The organism is Desulfovibrio sp. OH1186_COT-070 (assembly GCF_003860215.1).
In the GTDB taxonomy this organism is placed as follows: Bacteria; Desulfobacterota; Desulfovibrionia; order Desulfovibrionales; family Desulfovibrionaceae; genus Desulfovibrio.
This window is the reverse complement of sequence record NZ_RQYH01000016.1, coordinates 1-19522: the sequence shown is the minus strand read 5'-3', so window position 1 is coordinate 19522 and position 19522 is coordinate 1. Positions and strand designations below refer to the sequence as shown.

Here is a 19522-nt window from a genome sequence, read left to right as displayed (position 1 = left end):
GGCGAGAATGGGATTGCGGCAAAGGCGGCGGGGACAAAGGTTGCGGATAACCGGCCATACCCTACGGAGGCAGGGAATGAGCGAAACAGCATCGGTCGGACAGGGTGCGGGGTTGCACAGGCCCTGGCAGGGAACGCTGGAGGCGCGCGTGGCGGAGTTGCTGCGGGCGGACGAACCGGTGGTTTTGCTGACAATCGTGTCCAGTTTCGGTTCCGCGCCGCGCCATGCGGGCACGCGGGCGCTCCAGACCCGGCATGGTTTTGAAGGCACTGTGGGCGGCGGCATTCTTGAGGCCCAGGCCATGAAGGCTGCCGCCCAATGCCTTGCAGAGGGGCGTTCTGTGCGTTCGGTCTTTGTGCTGGACGCCTCGGCTCCGGAAAGTGATATGGTTTGCGGCGGGCGCATGGAAGTGCTGTGCGAATTTCTGAAACCGGAGCAGGCCGGGATGTTTGCCGTGGCCGATGCAAGCCTGATGCGAGGTGGGCGCGGTCTCTGGGTGGTGGATTTTGGCGGGGAGGGGCTGGCTGCTTTGGGAGAGACAGTGGTCCGTCCCGTCCGCCGCTTGTATGCGGACAGTGCGGGCGCTCCGCTGCCTGTGCGGGTACAGGAGGGGATGGAAGAGGTTCTTCCCCTGCTGGAACAGGCAAAGGGCCGTCCCGGGATGGTGGAGACAAAAGGCGGCACTGTGTATGTGGAGCCGTTGGACGCGCCGCCGGTGCTGTTGCTGTGCGGCGGCGGCCATGTGTCGCTGGAGGTGGCGCACCTGGCCCATGCCTGTGGTTTTGTGGTGGACGTTGTGGACGACAGGCCGGAATTCGCCAACAGGGAGCGTTTTCCCATGGCCCGGCACTGCCATGCATTGCCCGGATTTGCCCGCCTGGTGGAGATATGTGGCGTGGGAAACCGGCATTTCGTGGCCATCATGACGCGCGGTCACTCCTTTGACAGGGAAGTTCTGGAGCAGGTTCTGGTCAGCCGGGCCCGGTATGTCGGCATGATCGGGAGCAAAAACAAGCGTGAGCATGTGTACAGAGCTCTCCGGAGTGCGGGCGTTCCCGAGGCGGAGCTGGCTGCCGTTTGCTGCCCCATTGGTCTGGGCATCAAGGCCGAAACACCGCAACAGATAGCGGTTTCTGTGGTGGCAGAACTGCTGGCGGCCCGGTCCGGCACTCTTGTGCCTTTGCGGTCTGTTGCTCTGTGATTAACAAATATATTTTAGAATATGAAAACAAAAAAATAATATTTTATCATCAAATATGATTTTTCTATATCAGGAGTATAAAACTTCTTTCTTCTTTTGCGTCAAATTTTATGGAAAAATTTTTCTGCAAAATGCTTTAAACAAGAGAGAAAAATCTTTTTCTTATCTTGCCACAAAAAAGAAAAATTGCTATATATTTTTCAAACAGCATGAAAAGGCATTTTGCCTGCGTGCGAAAAGTCTTCTGGAGGCGAAAGTATGGATATCAAGACAATGCATCTTGGCCAGGTCACTTCGTTCTTCATCCCCAACGTCACGCTTGTGGGTGCTGGCTGTTCCCGCGAGATTCCCGGCCGTCTGAAGAACATCGGCGGCAAAAAGCCGCTCATCGTCACGGATCAGGGTATCGTCAAGGCTGGTATTCTCAAGCAGATTACGGACATTCTTGATGCCGCCGGCATGCCGTACTCCATTTTTGATCAAACCGTGCCCAACCCCACAGACAAAAATGTGGACGCGGCATTTGCCGTGTACACTGCCGAAGGCTGTGACAGCATTGTGACCCTGGGCGGCGGCAGTTCGCATGACTGCGGCAAGGGAGTGGGTTTTTTGGCCGGAAACGGCGGTAAAATCCATGACTATGAGGGGGTGGACAAATCCTCCAAGCCTTTCCCTCCCTATGTGGCGGTGAACACCACTGCGGGCACAGCCTCGGAAATGACGCGCTTTTGCATTATCACCGATACGTCCCGCAAGGTCAAAATGGCTATTGTTGACTGGCGTTGTACGCCCAGCGTGGCCATTGACGATCCCGATCTCATGATGGGCATGCCTCCGGCTCTGACCGCCGCCACCGGCATGGACGCGCTGACACATGCCGTGGAAGCCTATGTATCTACCGCAGCCACGCCCATGACCGATGCCTGTGCGGAAAAAGCCATGGAATTCATCAACCGCTACTTGCGGCGGGCCGTGGCCAACGGGCAGGACAAGGAGGCCAGGGAGGGCATGTGCTATGCCCAGTATCTGGCGGGCATGGCCTTCAACAATGCCAGCCTCGGGCATGTGCATGCCATGGCCCACCAACTCGGCGGCTTCTATGATTTGCCGCACGGCGAGTGCAACGCCATTCTTCTGCCCCATGTCTGCGCGTACAACCGCATTTCCAACCGTCGCCGTTTCGGGCGCATCGCGCAACTGTTGGGTGAACATCCCCAGGGGCTCAGCGCGGATGCGGCTTCGCACCTGGCCATAACGGCGATCAATACTCTGTCCAGGGATGTGGGCATTCCTGAAGGGCTGGTTGCTCTTGGCAAGAAATACGGGAAAAACGTGCGCGAAGAAGATATCCCCGTCATGACCGCCAATGCCCAGAAGGATGCCTGTGGTCTCACCAACCCCCGCACCATGACAGATGCGGCGGTGGCAGCCATTTACAAGGCAGCCATGTAATTTCCGTTCCGGAGAAAAAGCTTTCCGCTTTTTTTCCGGAGTCGGATGCGCGTCTGCCCTGTGGACGCCAAGCCGTAAGTTTTGTCGCGAGCGGTTTTTTGCCGCTCGCGGCTTGGCTGTGCCGTACAGCAAGCGATTTCTGTGCGTAAAGAGAAACTTTTTCACCAGGCAAACAAGGAGTTGGCTATGCACCGCATTTTTTCCTTTCTCATGGTTTTGATGCTTTTTTCCTTCACTGCCCATGCCGCCCAGGTTGCAAAGCATCTGCCCGGCGATCTGACGCTTGCCGAGGCCATGACGGTGGTCAACGCTGCGCTGAAAAAATCCCAGGAGCAGGGCGTTCCCATGAATATCGCCGTCGTTGACGCCGGGGGGCATCTCAAGATTTTTTCCCGCGAGGACGGGGCCTTTCTGGGCAGCATAGACATCGCGCAAAAAAAAGCTCTCACAGCCCGGTATTTCAACATGTCCACAGCGGATCTGGGATCTGCTTCCCAGCCCGGCAAAGAGTTGTACGGCATTGAGGTCACCAACGGCGGGCTTGTGATCTTTGGCGGGGGTGAACTGCTGATCCGCAACGGGCTCATTGTAGGTGCCATCGGCGTGAGCGGCGGCTCCGTGGCGGAAGATACGGTTGTGGCCAAAGCAGGAGCCGCAGCCCTGAAGTAATTTTGAGGCTGCCGCACAAAAATTTCCCCCCTCTCCGGCGTGCCGGGGAGGGGGGAAAACGTCAGACCTTGCGGCTCTGTGCTTTTTACCAGTCCAGCGTTTTTTTGAAAGCCCGTGCCAGTTCGTCCACCGGGACGCGGGCCAGCGTACTCTCGCCGCTCTTCAGGGTCAGTGCTCCGTCATTGCTGACCGTGCCGATGCGCGCGCAAATCTGCCACTGGGCCAGAGCGTCAAAGGCGGGAACCAACTGGGGTTTGACGCTGACCAGCAGTCGGCTGGCCGACTCGCTGTACAGCAGTTCGGTGGCATTCATTGTTTCCATGCCGGGCACGGCTTCCAGATCAATCTGCGCCCCCAGGCGTCCGCCGATGCACATTTCGGCCAAGGCCACCGCCAGCCCGCCGTCAGAGCAGTCATGGCAGGCGCTGATGGAGCGCAGGCCCATGAGGCCGTGAACTGCCCGGTAGCGGTCAAGGGCGCTGCCCGCGTCTACATGGGGCACGCGGCCTCCCGCGAGTCCCAGTTCCGCAGCGGCTTCGCTGCCCGCCATTTCACGCCACGTGCCGCCCAACAGATACACGGCATCTCCCGGCTGCTTGAAATCCGAAGTCTGGGTGGCTGTAACATTGCGGATAACCCCCAGCACGGAAAAGAGCACCGTGGGAGGGATGGAAATGCGTTGCCCGCCGCCCAGATAGTCGTTTTTCATGGAGTCCTTGCCCGAAACGCAGGGAATGCCAAAAGCCAGGGAAAAATGGCGCAGGGCACGGCAGGCGCGGACCAGTTGGGCCAGTTTGTACTGACCGTCGGGATTGGCGGGGCTGGCCACGGGGTCGCACCAGCAGAAATTGTCCACACCGGCCAGAGCATCGGGATCAGCGCCCACGGCCACGGCATTGCGCAGGGCCTCGTCCATGGCGTTGGCCATCATCCAGTAGGTATCGTAATCGCTGAACTTGGGGCAGATGCCGTGGGAAATGACCAGCCCGGCATCGGACTCCAGCAGGGGACGCAGAACCGCGGCATCGGCCGGGCCGTCACGCCGCGCACCCACCAGCGGCTTGATAACGCTGCCGCCGCGCACCTCATGGTCATACTGGCGGATAATGTATTCCTTGGAGCAGATATTCAGGCGACCCAGCATGCGCAGCAGAAAGGCGCTCTGATCCACATCGCTGACGCTGATGGCGATTTCCTTTTCTTCCGGAGCCTGCCAACAGGCTTCCAATTCCATCTGGGGCACGCCTTCGTGCAAAAAGCGCATGGGTAGGGAGGCCACCACGCGGTTTCTGTAGCGTACTTCAAAATATCCGGAAGACGTGAAATGCCCCAGAGCGGTGGCTTCCACATCCATGCGGGCAGCCAGATCCAGAAAACTTTCCAGCTTGGCAGGGGGCACTGCCAGCGTCATGCGCTCCTGAGCTTCGGAAAGCAGGATTTCCCACGGACGCAGCCCGTCGTATTTGAGAGGGGTCTTGGCGATGTCCAGCACGCAGCCGCCCGTGTCTTCGGCCATTTCGCCCACAGAGGAGGAAAGGCCTCCTGCGCCGTTGTCCGTGATGGCGTTGTACAGGCCAAGATCACGGGCGCGCAGGATAAAGTCGTACATTTTGCGCTGGGTGATGGGATCGCCTATCTGCACGGCAGTGGCTGGCGATCCCTCGTGCAGTTCTTCGGAGGAAAAGGTGGCTCCGTGGATGCCGTCCTTGCCGATGCGCCCGCCGGTCATGACAATGATATCACCTTCTTCCGCCTTTTTCTGCCAGCCCGGACGGCCATGGATTTCCGCTGGCATGAGGCCCACAGTGCCGCAATAGACCAGAGGCTTGCCCAGAAAGCGCTGGTCAAAAACCAGCGAGCCGTTGACCGTGGGAATGCCGGACTTGTTGCCGCCGTGCTCCACGCCTTCGCGCACGCCTTCCAGCACGCGGCGCGGATGCAGCAGGCGCGGCGGCAGGGCTTCTGTGTGGAAGGGGGAGGCAAAGCAGAACACATTGGTATTGCAGACCAGTTCCGCCCCCAGTCCTGTGCCCATGGGATCGCGGTTGACGCCCACAATGCCTGTCAGCGCGCCGCCGTAAGGGTCCAGAGCGGAAGGGCTGTTGTGGGTTTCCACCTTGATGCAGACATCATGGCCGTTGGTAAAGGCGATGACACCCGCATTGTCCTTGAAGACGGACTTGCAGTAGTCGTTGGCTCCGAGGCGCGCGCGCAGAAGGGCGGTTGCATCCCGGATGCAGGTTTTGTAGAGGTTGTCCACGGTTTCGCTGCGGCCGGTGGCCGCATCCGTATAGCGGATGCGCGAAGCAAAAATCTTGTGCTTGCAGTGCTCTGACCATGTCTGGGCCAGAACTTCCATTTCCACATCAGTAGGATCGGCGGGCAGGCACAGTTCCCTGCGCTGGACAGTTTCTTCCGGGGCGGCAAAATTGTCCCGGATGGCGTGCATCTCGCGCAGGCTCAGTGCCCAGGTGTTCTCACGGCTGGTCTGGGCCAGAGCCGCATCGTCCATGGCGGAAAGGGCAATAGTTCCCACATGCTCATTGATTTCTCCCGTGACCTTGGCCGCCTGCGGCTCAAAACCCGGCTGTGCCTGCCATTCCTCCCGGCTCTTGATGCGGAAACGCTGAATAAGCGTGTTGCAGAGCAGATCCCTGGTCAGGCTTTCCACCTGATCACGGGTCAGGGGGGCGCTGGGGAGGGTACTGATGCGGTACTGCACAGACGTGTAAACCCACAGACTTTCGCGGTCGATATCCAGTACGAGAGCGGCCGTATCGCGCGCGGTGCGGGCTTCGTTGTCGGTAACGCCGGGGCGGAACCCCACCTCAACAAACCAGTGAGGGCACGGTTCTTCTACCGGCAGCGGAGCCAGCGATGCCGCCTGCAGGATGGGATCGTGCCAGACGCCTTCTGCAAGCAGCCGATCCGCCTGGGCTGCGTTCAGGCCTTCCACAGTATAGATTTTGCTTTGGCGCACGGCGGCAACGGCCACATGCAGGTCATCGGACAGGCGGCGGGCCGTTCTGCGGCCCAGGCTATCCTCACTTCCGGCGCGCGGGCCGACTTCCAGGCGGTAGAGCATGGGAGCACCTCTTGTTTGCACTGTTTGCTATTTTTTCCTGTCACGCACGTGGTCGGCCATGCTGTGCAAAATATCCCTGTCCTTGCCGGGCGGCATGTCGTCCAGAGCGGCACGCGCCCTTGCAAGAAAAGCCTCCGCCTGACGGCGTGTCGCTGTGTCGTGCCCGACTGTGCGGATATTTTCGGCAATGGCCGCAGCTTCGTCCGGGCTGATGGCTCTGGCCGCGAAAGCCGCGTCAAAGGCGGCACGCTCTCCGGAGGGCAGGCTTTGACGGTAGAGGCGCACAGGCGGGGTAAACTTGCCTTCACGCACGTCTCCGCCGGTGGGTTTGCCGGTAACACTTTCAGGCGCAAAATCCAGGGCATCGTCCACCAGTTGGAAAGCCATGCCCAGATTTTCCCCGTAGGCGGCGGCAGCGGCCACATGGCTCTGCGCCGCATTGGCGGCCAGTGCGCCCATTTCGCAGGCAGCGCGGATAAGCCAGGCGGTTTTGCCGCGCACAATGTCTTCGTATTCTTCCTGTGTAGTGTCCACACGGCCCTGCGCCGCGATTTCCAGAATCTCTCCGGCGGCCGTGCGGCTGGTTGCTTTGGAAAAGCAGAGGCTCAGGCGCGGGTCGCCCCGTTCAGCAACCAGCGCGTTGGCACAGGCCAGCAGGGCATCACCCGCCAGAATAACGGAAGAAGCGTCCCAGAGGGTGTGGGCTGCCGGGCGGCCACGGCGGGTCAGGGCATTGTCCAGAACATCATCGTGCAGCAGGGTGGCGGCGTGCAACATCTCCAGAGTGACGGCCAGATCCTGGATGCCATTGTCCGTATGCCCCAGCAGGCGAGCGACAAGAACGGTGAGCAAGGGCCGCAGGCGCTTTCCCCCTGCATCAAAAATATGCCGGGCCACGGGAAGCACTGGCGGCGGCAGCCTGTCCAGCGCGCGGTTCAAGGCGCGGTTGATGGGCGGCAGTTCCAGGGCAAGGCATGCTTTGAGTTGGATCATCGTGTCCTCAGATGAGGTTGAGAGCGGGCAAAACCTGCGCCAGCGCGCTATGGGCGCCGGGAAAATCCTTTTCGTCTCTGGCGCGCGGCCCCACCTTGTTGGAGACGCTGCGCACCTCCAGGCAGGGCACGCCCTGCCGCGCGCAGGCATATGCCACGGCAAATCCTTCCATATTTTCCAGGTCCGCCCCGAAGTGGATGCGCATGGCCGCCGCTCTGGCAAAACTGGCACTGACTCCGGCCACAGTCAGGGAAGTGCAGGACAAAAATACGCCCTGCTTGCAGTCAATGCCCGGATATTTCATCTCTTCCGGAGCGGCCAGAAAAAGGCGATCTCTGACGGCTGTGCCCTGTTCTGGCTGCCAGAGCGGAAAGCCGAAAGCGCCCGCGCTGACCTGCGTGCCGTCGTGCAGGCCGTATTCCGGCCAGATTTCCTCGCGTACCAGGCACAGGGAGCGCAGAGGGTGTGTGGCGAGGTCAAAGGCTCCGGCCAGGCCTGCGTTGATGGCAGCGGTCACCGCGCGGCCTTCCGCCTCCGCGCGGCTCAGGGCATGGCCCATGACCAGCGCCGCGTTGACGGGGCCAACGCCGGTAATGCAGCACAGAGCTTCCCCGTGCTTCAGCCGCAGGGGCCAGAGGTGCATTTCGGGCCAGGGATTTTTCTGCCCGTCGTCCTCCGGCGGGGAAAAGTGCGGCGCAAGGCTTGCCAGTTCCCGGCTTGTGGCGGCGCAGAGCAGCAGGCTCACAGAAGTCACAGCCTCCAGTAGTCAATGCCGACGGCACGCATGGCCTGCGGATCAAAAAAACTTTTTACGTCCAGCACAACGGCTTTGTCCGGGTGTGCAAAAAAGCTTTTGATTTCCTGGGGCGTCAGGGCGGCATAGGCAGTGTGCCCCACAGCCAGGATCAGGGCGTCCAGATTGCGCATCTCTTTCTGGGGCACAAGCTGCTGGCCGTATTCGTGCATGGCTTCCGCCGGATCCGCCTCGGCATCGCTGACCAGAACCGCAAATCCGTAGTCTTCCAGTTCGCGCACCACATCCACCACACGGGTATTGCGCAGGTCGGGCACATTTTCTTTGAAAGTGAACCCCAGAATGCCCACGCGCGCGCCACGGCCCGCGCAGCCAGCCCGTATCAGCCTCTTGACAGCGCATTCGGCCACATATTTTCCCATGTGGTCGTTGATGCGGCGTCCGGCCAGAATGACCTCGGGATGGAAGCCCAGAGCCTCGGCCTTGAAGGTCAGGTAGTACGGGTCAACTCCGATGCAGTGCCCTCCCACCAGACCAGGCCGGAAGGGGAGGAAATTCCATTTGGTGCCTGCGGCTTCCAGCACCTCCAGCGTGTCGATGCCCATACGGTCAAAGAGCACTGCCAGTTCATTCATGAGAGCGATGTTCAGGTCGCGCTGGGTGTTTTCAATGACTTTCGCTGCTTCGGCCACCCTGATGCCGGAGGCGCGGTGGATACCGGCCTTGACCACAGATCCGTACAGATCCGCCAGCAGATCCGTGGTGGCTGCATCGGAGCCGGAAACGATCTTGGTGATGGTTTCCAGCGTATGCACCTTGTCGCCGGGGTTGATGCGTTCCGGCGAATACCCCACGCTGAAGTCCTGCCCGCATTTCAGCCCGGAGCGAGCTTCAAGGATGGGGATGCAGATTTCTTCAGTGAGGCCGGGATAGACCGTGGATTCGTAAACCACCACGCAGCCCTTGCGCAGGTTTTCGCCCACGGTGATGCTGGCTCCCCTGACCGGGGTCAGGTCGGGCGAGCGGTGCTCGTCAATGGGAGTGGGCACGGCGACAATAATGACAGATGCCTGCCGCAGATCCTCCGGGTCATTGCTGTAGCGCAGGCGGGCTGTCTGCAGGTCGGCATTGTCCACCTCGCGTGTGCGGTCGAGGCCGTTGCGCAGTTCTTCAATGCGGCGGGAGCTGATATCAAAGCCCAGCACGTTCATTTGCCGTGCGAAAGCCACCGCCAGGGGCAGGCCCACATATCCCAGCCCCACTACCGCCAGCGTGGCCGTGCCCGAGCGTAATTCTTCAAAAGTCACCATACCGTCATTCCTTTACAAAACGGATTTTTTCCGTCACCACTGATGCATGGATTTTGATTTTTCCCTGTTTTTCCGTGCCCTGGGTCTGGCCCTTGCCCTGGAGGGGCTGTGCTGGGCGGTTTTTCCCGGCGGCATGCGTAAAACCCTGTTGCAGCTTCTGCCCCTGCCCGACAGCCGGTTGCGGCTTGTGGGGCTGGGTGCTCTGTTGCTGGGGGCCCTGCTTTCCCGCGTGGCTTTTCACTTCTAGGTTCAGTCCGTACCCGCCTTTTCGCCCACATGCAGGCAGGCAATGCCCCAAGTGAGCCGTGTGTGCCAGGCGCGCGCAAAGCCCGCGGCCCGCATTTCCTGTTCCAGCCGTTGGGCCGGGGGGAAATCGCGTATGGTTCGGGCCAGGTAGGCATAGGCTTCGGAGTCTTTGGAAAAGGCGCGTCCCATGCGCGGGAGCAGGCGGTTCAGATACAGGTTGTACACTCCCCCCAGAATGCGCTCCCGGCCGGAGCCGAATTCCAGAATGCAGGCCCTTCCCCCCGGTCGCAGGACGCGGAGCATTTCGGCAAAGGCAGCCTCGCGCGGCACGATGTTGCGGATGCCGAAGGCCATGGTCAGGCAGTCCACAGAGGCATCGGGCAGGGGCAACTGTCTGGCGTCAGCAGTCACAGGCAGGATATGCCGTTGGTGGCTGCCCGCAAGCTTGCGGCGTCCTTGCGCCAGCATGGGGTGGCAGAAGTCCATGGCCGGGACAAGAACGCCCGGATACAGGCGGCGGATGGCCAGGGCGACATCCAGAGTGCCTGCGGCCAGATCCAGCACGATGCCCGCAGTTCCGGGCCGCACGCTCCGGGCCAGTACCCGCCGCCAGTGCTGGTCAATACCCAGACTGAGCAACCTGTTGAGCAGATCGTACCAGGGGACGATGCGGCTGAACATGTTTTCTACAGCAGCATCGTGACGGGAGCGGAAAAACCTGCGTCCGGAGGTCACGCGCCCTCCTGCTTGTTCTCAAGACCGATGGCAGTGCAGACAACCCGGTAGACCGAAGGAAAAACCTCGGCAAAATTGCCCGGCGAAACCGTGCGCGTTTCGATGAATTTGGCGGTCAGTTCTTTGGCCACCTGCAGGGCTTCCTTGTGATCCTTGTCCATAATCTGCCTCGGCATGTGCCCACAGGGGCGACAAAGAAAAAACCCGTCGTTGGGGAATGGCCTGACCCACAGCGGGTATTGCCTGGACGGGTAAAAGAACGGAAGCGGCAGCCCCCGCCCTTTTTGTTTGTCTTTTTCTGCCCGGACTACGCGCCCTGAAGCAGGCGGGCGATTTCTTCCCGCAAGATGCGGGCCGCAGCCGCAGCCGCAGCTTTTTCCACCCGCTCGTTGAAGCGCGGTTCCAGCGCGTCCAGGCGGTTTTCCAGCGCATCGGCGCGCGCGGCAGTGCTGTTTCCGGTCAGGGCCAGTGCCTGAAGGCGTTCTTCCAGTGCCGGACTCACGCTCTCTCCGTCCGGATTTGTCGACTCTGCCTGCAAAGCATCCCGAACGGCTGCTGCAACGGCATCGCGGAATTTCTGGTGCAGGGGATGGGCCACATCCAGCAGCGCGCCCAGGCTTTCCTCGGCCAGAGCCTGCGCTGCATCGGGCTGTGTGTCTGCCGCCTGCGTGGCTGCAAAGGCCGCTTCCAAATCTGTCAGGCGCTGCGCAGTTTCTTCAAGCAGGGCAGCACACTGCTCTGTTCTCCGGCTCAAGGCGTCCACGGCTTCGGTCACGTCAACGGTGCGGGAGGATGCGTCAAGCGCCTGCTCAAAGGCTTCGAGAGCCTGCGAAGATGCTTCCGCAGCCTGGACGCGCACATGTTCAAGCTCTTTGCGGAGGTCATCCTGCGTAGGTGATGCCGCATGGTCGGCAGAAAGTATGGTATCCGCAGGGCTTGCGCTTTCGCTGCCGGTGTCGACCGCAAAAACCTCTGCAAGATTCTCGCAGGCATCTTCGGCAGTTACAGGAGCCTCTCCGGAAAATTCCTCCTCCGGAGGTTCGGGCAGGGCTGCTTCACTTTCGCCGTGTTCCGCGCCGCCCGTTTCACGCTCCGCCGTACTATCGTCGGCAAGCGGATCCACTTCCGGGGGAGGCGGCAACGCAGGTTCGTCAGTGCTGGCTGGAGCGTCTTCTCCTGCGGCCGGTGTTTCATCCTCTACGGTAACGTCCGGTTCCGGGAAAGAGGGCGGGGTTGCTTCTGTTGTGTCGGGCGCTGTTTCGCTGGCCGCAAAAAAGGCTGCTTCGTCCAGGCCGAGGTCTGCCGTGGGAGATTCGCTGGCCTGCAAAGGAGGAGCTGCAGCGCTGTCTTCCTCCGGCGCATCAGAGGACGGAGCTTCAAACATGGAGGAGAGCAGGGAGTCGATGCTCATGTCGTCCGATGCTTCCGGAGCGGGAACCTCCTCCTTCGGCGCAGGAGCTTCCTCTTTCGCGGCATTTTGCGGTGCGGCCCCACCATCGTTCTGCTCCAACAGGCTGTCCAGGTCCGCAGCCATGTCGGAAGAGAGCGATTGCGCGGTCTGGCCGTCCGGCGGCGGCACATGCCCGGCCACAGACGAGAGCAGCGCGTCCAGATCGTCTGCGGAAATATCTGTAGATTCCTGCGGCTCAGGAGGGGGGGCAGGGGCTTTGGCAGCAGGTGTGGAGGCCGCAGAAGGGGGCGGAGGCGTGACCATGCCCGCGCGCAACAAATCTTCCAGGTCGCTTTCTTGCGCAGAGCTTGAGGGCGTATTGCCTGCGCTCAACAGGTCGGCCACATTGGGTTCGGGCTGTGCCGCTTGCTGTGCGGGCGGAGAAGACAGGGCATTGAGCAGGTCGTCCACGGCATGGTCTGTCCCGGCGATTTCCTGCGGAGTTTCCCTGTTGTCGGGCTGTGGAGGAATATTCAATGACTCCAGGAGGCTATCTATGTCGTCCATGCCGGGCATCTGCAATTCTTCATTGGGATCAACCGGACGATTTGTGGGCGCGGACGGCGCGGCAAAGTCCAGCGGCTCCTTGGAGACTTCGGCATCGGAAAGGCCCACCGAATCCAGAAGTTCGTCAATTTCTCCTTTGAGATGCGGCGAATTGGCGTTGAGGGCGCTTGCGTCCGCAGCGTCCGCCTGCGGAGCCGCGTTTTGCGCTGGCGCTGGTTGGGCGGCATCGCCGGAAGCGGGAACAGCGCCTTTTTCGATCAGTTCGGTAAGGTCGATGATTTCTTCAGCGGTGTTCTGATCAGCCATATGCAGCCTCGTGGGGGTATGTCGTGTGGCGAAAAACCGTGCGCGTGCGCCGCCTGCGACAAAAACGCCAAATGTTCATATCAGCTTATGGAAAAAGAGGCAAATGCATGGCGACGAAGGCCTTTGCCGGAGGCCGCAAAAGCGGAACCGGAGCCGCCTTCATGGGGGACGGCTCCGGTTGCCAGACTGATGACAGATTTCGCTTTCCCGCTTGAGGCTTACGGATGGCACTTGGACTTGGCGCAACCCAGAAGATCCTTCTTCAGGTCGGGTTTTTCCTCCACAACCTTGGTGTGGCACATCAGACAACTGGTGTGCTTGAGGTCTCTTTTGGAGTGGACCACATAGTGCAGACTCTTTTCGCCCTTTTTGCCCACGAGATCATCGTGACAGCCCGAACTGCCGCACTTGGCATAACTTTCCTTGCCGTCAATCAGGTGATGACAGGTCACGCACTCCACCTTGGCGTGAGGCACATGGGGGAACATGACGGTTTTTTGCGAGCCCTTGAACTCCAGGGGGGCTTCAGGAGCCTTGGGGGCCGCCGCCACAGACGCCGCCACGGCAAGCGTCAGCATACAGGAGAGGAACAGGATTCTTTTCACCGCAGACCTCCTTGGAAAAAATATGGAGAAACACCTCCTGCTACCCTAATCAGGGGTGTATCAACGTGTCAATACGGTGCGCGGCGTTATTTTGCGGGCGGGCATAGCCTCGCGGCGTCAGCATGTGGGGACCGAGCACCCGGCTTTGTGTATTGCCGATGATGAGCAGGGAAAGCATGTCCACCTGCTGTGGATCAATCTGATCCAGACGGTGGACAGCGGCGTTCTGCCCCTGCCGGAACGCCTGACGCACCAGTCCTACAGGGCAGTCCGGCGGACGAAAGCGTCTCGCCAAGCTCAGGGCTTCGGCCAGATGGTGCTGCCTCCCGCGGGAGCGGGGGTTATAGATAACGCAGACAAAATCGGCCTCAAGGGCGGCAGTGAGGCGGCGTACAATGGTTTCCCACGGCGTCAGCAGATCGCTGAGGCTGATGCAGGCGAAATCGTGGGTCAGGGGGGCTCCCAACAGAGCCGCCGCGGCGCAGAGGGCCGGAACGCCGGGCACAACGCCAAAGGGAATGCTGCCCAGAAGATCGCGTTCTTCCAGAACTTCCAGAGTCAGGCCCGCCAGTGCGTAAATGCCCGGATCGCCGGAACAGACCAGAGCTGTAGGCTGGCCTGCCAGAGCTGCGTCCACAGCCAGAGAGCAACGCTCCCGCTCCTGGCGCATGCCGGTGCTGATGAGGTTTTTTCCGGCCAGAATTTCGGGCGGGACCATTTCTACATACAGGTGGTATCCGGCCACACAGCGGGCCTGTTCCAGCACGGTACGCGCCTGGGGCGTCAGGCATTGGGCATCGCCGGGGCCAAGCCCCACAACGTGCAGACTTGCCGAAGGCATATAGGCTCCTCATGTTTCGCGTGGGCCGCCCTGCGGGGCGGCAACAGCCAGCGTCAGGCAGGAAAGGATTTTTTGTTTGGGCAGCAGCAGGCGCACGCTGTCAGGAATGCTTTCGCTCGCGGCCAGCAGGGCCGCTCCTTCGCACACACTGAAGGGGATCTGCCCGAATCGTTGCCCCGCCGCTTTTGAAGGGTGGAGAACGGGGCAGGCAGCCAGTTTCGCAGCGCAAAAGCCCTTCAGGGGAACGGAGAGTTCTTCTGCCAGCAGGCGCAGGGCGGGCTCGTTCAGTTTGTCCGTAACCGTACTCAAAGCGGCAAGAGCTTTTTTTTCCAGCCCATGCCGAAAGAAGGTTTCTTCCACGGCAGCGGCCAGCATATCCGGCGCGAGATTCTTGCGGCAGCCTATCCCCAGATACAAACGGGGAACCGCCACACGCAGAATGTGCGGCGCAGGTTCACAGTATCGCCAGTGCGCGCTCACATGCAGGGCAGGGGCCAACGCCTGGGCGGGAATATCGCGTACGGGGATCAGGTTTGGGTGGGCGGGCACGGCTGCGCAAGGGTCGTGCAGGAAAATTTTTTCGTTGTCCAGAAGTGCTGCCTGAAAGCGCGGCAGCCTGTCCCAGTCCAGAATGCGCAGGCCGGCATCGCGCAGGTGGATGTCCAGCGGCGGGGGGCTCTGCTCTCCCAGACAGTCGGAAGCCGTGGTGACAACGGGCGTAGCCCCCAGCAGGCGGGCCAGATGTTCGGTGAGGTCATTGCCTCCCCCCCAGTGCCCGGACAGAATGCTGACGACATATCTGCCCGCATGATCCAGCACCAGAGAGGGCGGATCCTGGCTCTTGTGTCCCAGCAGGGGAGCCAAGGCACGTACTGCGATTCCGGCCGCGCCGAGGAAAATATGGGCGGCGTGGCTTCTGTAGGTACGGGCCAGCATCTCCCCCAGCCGGTCAAAGGGAGTGGCGCCGCACGGGCAGAAGCGCTGGGGGGCGAAGATCCGGCACTGCCCGATACTGCGCTGGCCGGGCGCGCTCCAGGGGCACTCCGCCAGCCGCGCGGCCAGCCGTTCTGCCAGGGGCAGGGCGGCACGGCTGAGGGCGTAGCAGGCCAGCGGCAGCACACGCAAGGGAGGCCTCTTACAGGGCCACTTTGCGGGCGGCGTCCAGCGTGCGGGAGAAATCGTCCTCGGTGTGGGCAAAAGACACCATGCCGGTTTCAAAGCCTGACGGCGCAAGGTAGATGCCCTGAGCGCGCATCTGCTTGTAAAAATTGGTGAAAAGTTTTTGGTCGCAGGCTTTCGCACCGGCAAAGTCCGTGACCTCATGTTCGCAGAAGTACGGGCAGAACATGGAGGCCAGTGTGGGCATCTGCACAGGCACTCCCTTGGCGGCCAGAATGTCGCGCAAGGCAGTGGCAAAGGCGCTGGTGCGCGCTTCCAGGGCGCCATAATCCGCAACAGCCAGCGCGCGTACGGTGGCGAGTCCGGCAGCCATGGCCAGCGGGTTTCCGGACAGGGTTCCCGCTTGGTACACATTGCCTTGGGGAGCCACAAGCTCCATATAGCGGCGTTTTCCGCCAAAAGCGCCCACGGGCAGGCCGCCGCCGATGATTTTGCCAAAGGTGGTCAGGTCCGGGTCAATGTTGAACCGGGCTTGCGCCCCGCCAAAGGCCACCCGAAAGCCTGTAATGACCTCGTCGAAAACAAGCAGGCTGCCGTGCTGTGTGGTCAGGGCGCGCAATCCTTCCAGAAAGCCCGGTTTGGGGAGTACCAGTCCCATGTTGGCGGCTACAGGCTCCACAATCACCGCAGCGATGGCCGGACCGTGGACTGCGAAAATTTCTTCCACCGCCGCCAGATCATTGTACGGGGCGAGCAGGGTGTCGGCCACAACGCTTTGGGGCACACCGGGTGTTCCCGGAATGGAAAAAGTGGCCACGCCCGATCCGGCTGCGGCCAGAAAGGGATCCGCATGGCCGTGGTAGCAGCCGATAAACTTGAGAACCTTGTCCCGGCCGGTAGCGGCACGGGCCAGGCGCAAGGCACTCATGGTGGCCTCTGTGCCGGAGTTGACCATGCGAACCATCTCAAGGCCGGGCATGGCTGCCACAACGGCTTCGGCCAAGGCTACCTCGTCCGGGCAGGGCGCGCCATAGCTGGTGCCCCGCTTGGCTGCGCTGCACACGGCTTCGGTCACAGGCGCGGCATCATGCCCCAAAATCATGGGGCCCCAAGAGAGCACAAAGTCAATATAGTTTTTCCCGTCCGCATCGATCAGGTGGCAGCCGTGGGCTTCGGCGATGAACAGGGGCAGGCTGTCCACATTGTGGCAGGCGCGCACAGGACTGTTGACGCCGCCGGGAACAAGAGCGCGGCTTTTTTCAAAAAGTTTGCGGGAGGCGTCGTCCATGCGTGGCTCCTTGTCAGGCAAAGTAGGTCATGGAGGTTTTTTTCAGTTCCTTGAGGCTGCGCAGGATGGCATGGTCCCGCAACGGAGTGCGGTGCATGATTTCGTCCACCACTTCCAGGCATTCGGCTTCGCTGCGGCCGTGGATCATGGTATACAGCTCATAGGGCCAGTCAGGCGTGGGGCTGGGGCGGTAGTAGGCATGGGAAACGTGGCTGTGTCGGGCTACCTGACGCCCGCATTCCTCCACTTGTGCGGCGTCCACTTTCCATGCGACCATGGCGTTGTGCCGCCAGGCGGTTTTCTGGTGCTTGAGGCTGACGCCGAAGCGGCGGATGGCGCCGGACTTTTTCAGGCCCGTGAGCAGATCCAGAACCTGTTTTTCCGTCAGGCCCGCCTGTTCGGCCATCAGGGCGTACGGCGTGAGGCCATCGGGAAGATTGTCCTGTACTGTGCGCAGGACAGTCTGTTCCGCAGGGGTAAAGGAGTGGTTCATTTTGCCCGTCGCAAAAGCGCACAAACGCGGTTTGGGCATCTTCGCAGAAGGGCATTCCGCGAAGATGCCGGAGATTGCTGTGCCCGGTTTGCGGCATCAGCGCGAGAACGACCGGGCAAACAGATCCTGAATGGCCACGCGGCCATTGTCTTCAAGAAAGCGTGTTCCCGTGGCGGCAAAACGGGGCTGGCTGATGACGGGCTTTTCCAGGGGGGTCCATTTGTCTTTCTGCCAGGAAAACCAGTCGTTTCTCGGCTGATCGAACACATAGAGCAGCTTGTTGCAGATTTTGGCAAACTCCGCTCCCCAGCCGGTGCCGCCCTTGACTGTGCCGTCGGGCTGAATGGCTCCGACCACGATGATCTGGTCACCGCTGCTGACCTGCCAGCAGATGGACTGCAAAACCTTGCGGAACAGAGGGGCGCGTGTGTATTCGCGGCTCATGAGCCGCGAAACATAGGTCAGGCTGACGTCCTTGAGGCTCAGCTCCTCCGAAGTGAGTACGCGCACGCCGCGTGTGCGTTCGATCTGGTGGCCTTCAAAGCTGTAGTTCACTTCTTCCATGCCCCAGCTTTCGGCCAGCGCGCCGAAGAACTGTTCCGTTCCTGCGGCTCCGCCGCTGTAAAGCACACATTGTTTGGGGTTGAGCATGCTGTTCTCCTCAAAAATAGTGTTGCGCCGCAGAGGTTCGCCGAACCGGCGAAAGCGTCTGTGGCATCATGGCAAAAATCCCGGCAGTCGGCAATACAGTTCCGCGTTATCCGCAGCCCCATAAAAAAACGCCTCGGAAGTCGAGACGTTTTCGGCCAATCCGTTCAAGCGCCGGGCTTGCGCCCGTGCGCTCTCAAAATCCGTGGCTCAGTAGCGGGGCGGACGCGGGGCTCTGGGTTTGGCTTCGTTGACGCGCAAGGTGCGACCGCCGTACGTGAAGTTGTCCAGAGCCTCAATGGCGGCTTCAGCTTCGTTGTCTTCCATTTCCACAAAGCCGAAACCACGGGCACGACCGGTATCCCTGTCGCTCACAAGTTTGACGGACAGCACTTTTCCGTACTCGGCAAAAAGATCCTGAACCTGCTCTTCCGTAGCGGACCAAGGAAGGTTCCCCACATAAATAGACTTGGACATGAAACACCCTCTCAAAAGAAACAATCTTCCCGCGCGACCATCCGGCAAAACGTATTGCCGGTACGCGGCCATGAATTGAAGAAACACGTTTTTGATCCTTTGTCAACGAAGGCCGGACAAAAGTTCACTTTTTCTGCCGATTGTCTCGCGCAAGACATTTGGTGCACAACGCTTTGGAGCGGATGCTGCCTGTTTAAGCAGCAAGGGGGCTGATCGCCTGTCAGTCAGCGGGGAGGATATTGCAGGCCGCTCACGCGCGGAAGGGAGGGCGCGGGCACAGTCCGGATGGGCTTTACACTTGGAACGGCACTTTTCGGCAGGCCGTGCGGAAGGCATGCGCTTATCGGTGCAAAGCGGGTGGCTGCGAGGTCATTGCTTTTTTGCCCGTGATGAAATATATGTTTTTGTGGCACGCAGTTCGTGCATGCCGTGCGGAGAGGTAGCGAAGCGGCCGTAACGCGCTCGACTCGAAATCGAGTTAGGGGTTAACAGCTCCTACGTGGGTTCGAATCCCACTCTCTCCGCCAAGACATTTTCTCCCGAAGGCTCTCAACGTCTCAAAAGACTTGAGAGCCTTCACTTTTTCCCTGTTTTGACGTCTCACAATGTCCATTAAAAATCTTGACAGCGCAAACACGTTGGGGGTATTTTGGAGGGGCATAAACGAAAACTGCCCAAAAATATGCCCAAAACAGGCTGTACGAGGTGTCGTTCCTGGATGCGCTTGTAAATTGTCGGACGGGACAAGGGGATGATTTTTTTACGTCAGTCAGACGAAGAAGATTATCTTGTTGCATGGCTATGCCTCCTTGCATTGATGCCGCTGCGGAGTGCTCCGGGTAGCATGCTTTCAATGAGTTCCATCATGGATGGCCTCCCTGTTTCCCTCGCATGGTGCCGCGGCGGGCGCGGCTATGGTGGAGCCCATCATTGCCGCCGCACGGACGCAGGAGCAGGCGGAATACGGCATGTTTGAAGCCTTGGGCAACATTGCTTTCGGCGCGGCGTTCGGCGCGGCCCTGCACCCTACGGCCGGGGCTGTGGGGGACTGGCTGCGCGCCAAGCGCGGGCAACGCCATCCGTGGGAGTTCTCTTCGCCAACGCCGGACACTCTGGTTTTGAAGGACGCCCATGCGCAGGCAATTTACGAAGCGCGGTTTGCGGCCGATCCGGGAATGGACACAGCGCGGCTGACGCAGGAGGCCCATGCCGCAGCATCACTCTTTGATGCCCGCGCCCGTGCCTGGGTCTGTAATCTCCCCATTTGTGGTAGTGCTCAAAAGTAGAGCCTATGCCGCCCGTTTCAGTTTCATGGCCGGGGTGATACCACCGATGCCCATATG

Annotated in this window: 19 protein-coding genes and 1 tRNA gene; 6 read left to right on the top strand and 14 right to left on the bottom strand. The window is 60.6% G+C overall.

Annotated features, from left to right (window positions below; genetic code table 11):
- The first annotated feature begins 76 nt into the window (after positions 1 to 76).
- The 3 genes from EII23_RS06980 to EII23_RS06970 all read left to right on the top strand — a co-directional run bounded on the left by EII23_RS06980 (position 77) and on the right by EII23_RS06970 (position 3322).
- The gene (locus EII23_RS06980; RefSeq protein WP_124792671.1) at positions 77 to 1201 is read left to right on the top strand and encodes an XdhC family protein; all 1125 of its coding nucleotides are present in this window, start codon (positions 77 to 79) and stop codon (positions 1199 to 1201) included.
- Between the two features lie 258 nt (positions 1202 to 1459).
- Positions 1460 to 2653: an iron-containing alcohol dehydrogenase gene (locus EII23_RS06975; protein WP_124792670.1), complete on the top strand. Its 1194-nt coding sequence runs from the start codon at positions 1460 to 1462 to the stop codon at positions 2651 to 2653.
- A 186-nt stretch (positions 2654 to 2839) separates the two neighbouring features.
- The gene (locus EII23_RS06970; protein WP_124792669.1) at positions 2840 to 3322 is read left to right on the top strand and encodes a heme-binding protein; all 483 of its coding nucleotides are present in this window, start codon (positions 2840 to 2842) and stop codon (positions 3320 to 3322) included.
- A gap of 85 nt (positions 3323 to 3407) precedes the next feature.
- On the opposite strand, the gene EII23_RS06965 is transcribed toward EII23_RS06970, so the two are convergent.
- From EII23_RS06965 to EII23_RS06950, 4 genes are read right to left on the bottom strand one after another with little or no spacing between them, the layout of a single operon-like run.
- Complete coding sequence (locus EII23_RS06965; RefSeq protein ID WP_124792668.1) at positions 3408 to 6407, bottom strand: AIR synthase-related protein; 3000 nt, start codon at positions 6405 to 6407, stop codon at positions 3408 to 3410.
- 27 nt (positions 6408 to 6434) lie between these two features.
- Positions 6435 to 7400 carry a polyprenyl synthetase family protein gene (locus EII23_RS06960; protein ID WP_124792667.1) on the bottom strand — a complete coding sequence of 322 codons (966 nt, stop codon included), beginning with the start codon at positions 7398 to 7400 and terminating at the stop codon, positions 6435 to 6437.
- 7 nt (positions 7401 to 7407) lie between these two features.
- On the bottom strand, positions 7408 to 8154 hold the full coding sequence (mqnB, locus tag EII23_RS06955; RefSeq protein ID WP_260424630.1) for a futalosine hydrolase: 747 nt from the start codon (positions 8152 to 8154) through the stop codon (positions 7408 to 7410).
- A complete protein-coding gene (locus tag EII23_RS06950) occupies positions 8151 to 9464 on the bottom strand; it encodes a nucleotide sugar dehydrogenase (protein ID WP_124792666.1) in 1314 nt (437 codons plus the stop codon). The genes mqnB and EII23_RS06950 overlap by 4 nt, the downstream gene beginning before the upstream one ends.
- Before the next feature lie 46 nt (positions 9465 to 9510).
- Between EII23_RS06950 and EII23_RS06945 the strand changes: the two genes are divergently transcribed.
- The gene (locus EII23_RS06945) at positions 9511 to 9711 is read left to right on the top strand and encodes a DUF2065 family protein (protein WP_124792665.1); all 201 of its coding nucleotides are present in this window, start codon (positions 9511 to 9513) and stop codon (positions 9709 to 9711) included.
- Positions 9712 to 9713: 2 nt separating this feature from the next.
- Here the strand turns inward: EII23_RS06945 and EII23_RS06940 are convergent, their stop codons facing one another.
- From EII23_RS06940 to EII23_RS06895, 10 genes are all read right to left on the bottom strand, one after another.
- Positions 9714 to 10391, bottom strand: a complete 678-nt coding sequence (locus tag EII23_RS06940) for a ubiquinone/menaquinone biosynthesis methyltransferase (RefSeq protein WP_124792696.1) — start codon at positions 10389 to 10391, stop codon at positions 9714 to 9716.
- A 50-nt stretch (positions 10392 to 10441) separates the two neighbouring features.
- A complete protein-coding gene (locus EII23_RS06935) occupies positions 10442 to 10606 on the bottom strand; it encodes a hypothetical protein (RefSeq protein WP_185702328.1) in 165 nt (54 codons plus the stop codon).
- A 146-nt stretch (positions 10607 to 10752) separates the two neighbouring features.
- A complete protein-coding gene (locus EII23_RS06930) occupies positions 10753 to 12708 on the bottom strand; it encodes a hypothetical protein (RefSeq protein WP_124792663.1) in 1956 nt (651 codons plus the stop codon).
- Positions 12709 to 12926: 218 nt separating this feature from the next.
- Positions 12927 to 13313 (bottom strand): cytochrome c3 family protein, encoded by a 387-nt coding sequence (locus EII23_RS06925; RefSeq protein WP_124792662.1) that lies wholly within the window; start codon positions 13311 to 13313, stop codon positions 12927 to 12929.
- A gap of 49 nt (positions 13314 to 13362) precedes the next feature.
- Positions 13363 to 14154, bottom strand: a complete 792-nt coding sequence (gene cobJ / locus EII23_RS06920) for a precorrin-3B C(17)-methyltransferase (RefSeq protein ID WP_124792661.1) — start codon at positions 14152 to 14154, stop codon at positions 13363 to 13365.
- A gap of 9 nt (positions 14155 to 14163) precedes the next feature.
- Complete coding sequence (locus EII23_RS06915) at positions 14164 to 15273, bottom strand: cobalt-precorrin 5A hydrolase (protein WP_260424633.1); 1110 nt, start codon at positions 15271 to 15273, stop codon at positions 14164 to 14166.
- 16 nt (positions 15274 to 15289) lie between these two features.
- Entirely contained in the window at positions 15290 to 16561 is a 1272-nt protein-coding gene (hemL, locus tag EII23_RS06910) for a glutamate-1-semialdehyde 2,1-aminomutase (protein WP_124792660.1), read from the bottom strand.
- Between the two features lie 13 nt (positions 16562 to 16574).
- On the bottom strand, positions 16575 to 17054 hold the full coding sequence (locus tag EII23_RS06905; protein WP_124792694.1) for a siroheme decarboxylase subunit beta: 480 nt from the start codon (positions 17052 to 17054) through the stop codon (positions 16575 to 16577).
- A 96-nt stretch (positions 17055 to 17150) separates the two neighbouring features.
- Positions 17151 to 17705 (bottom strand): hypothetical protein, encoded by a 555-nt coding sequence (locus EII23_RS06900; protein ID WP_124792659.1) that lies wholly within the window; start codon positions 17703 to 17705, stop codon positions 17151 to 17153.
- A 207-nt stretch (positions 17706 to 17912) separates the two neighbouring features.
- Positions 17913 to 18179, bottom strand: coding sequence for an RNA-binding protein (locus EII23_RS06895; protein WP_124792658.1), 267 nt, complete (start codon positions 18177 to 18179; stop codon positions 17913 to 17915).
- Between the two features lie 433 nt (positions 18180 to 18612).
- Between EII23_RS06895 and EII23_RS06890 the strand changes: the two genes are divergently transcribed.
- Positions 18613 to 18706 (top strand) — tRNA-Ser (locus EII23_RS06890).
- Between the two features lie 342 nt (positions 18707 to 19048).
- A complete protein-coding gene (locus tag EII23_RS06885) occupies positions 19049 to 19465 on the top strand; it encodes a hypothetical protein (RefSeq protein WP_124792657.1) in 417 nt (138 codons plus the stop codon).
- Positions 19466 to 19522 lie beyond the last annotated feature (57 nt).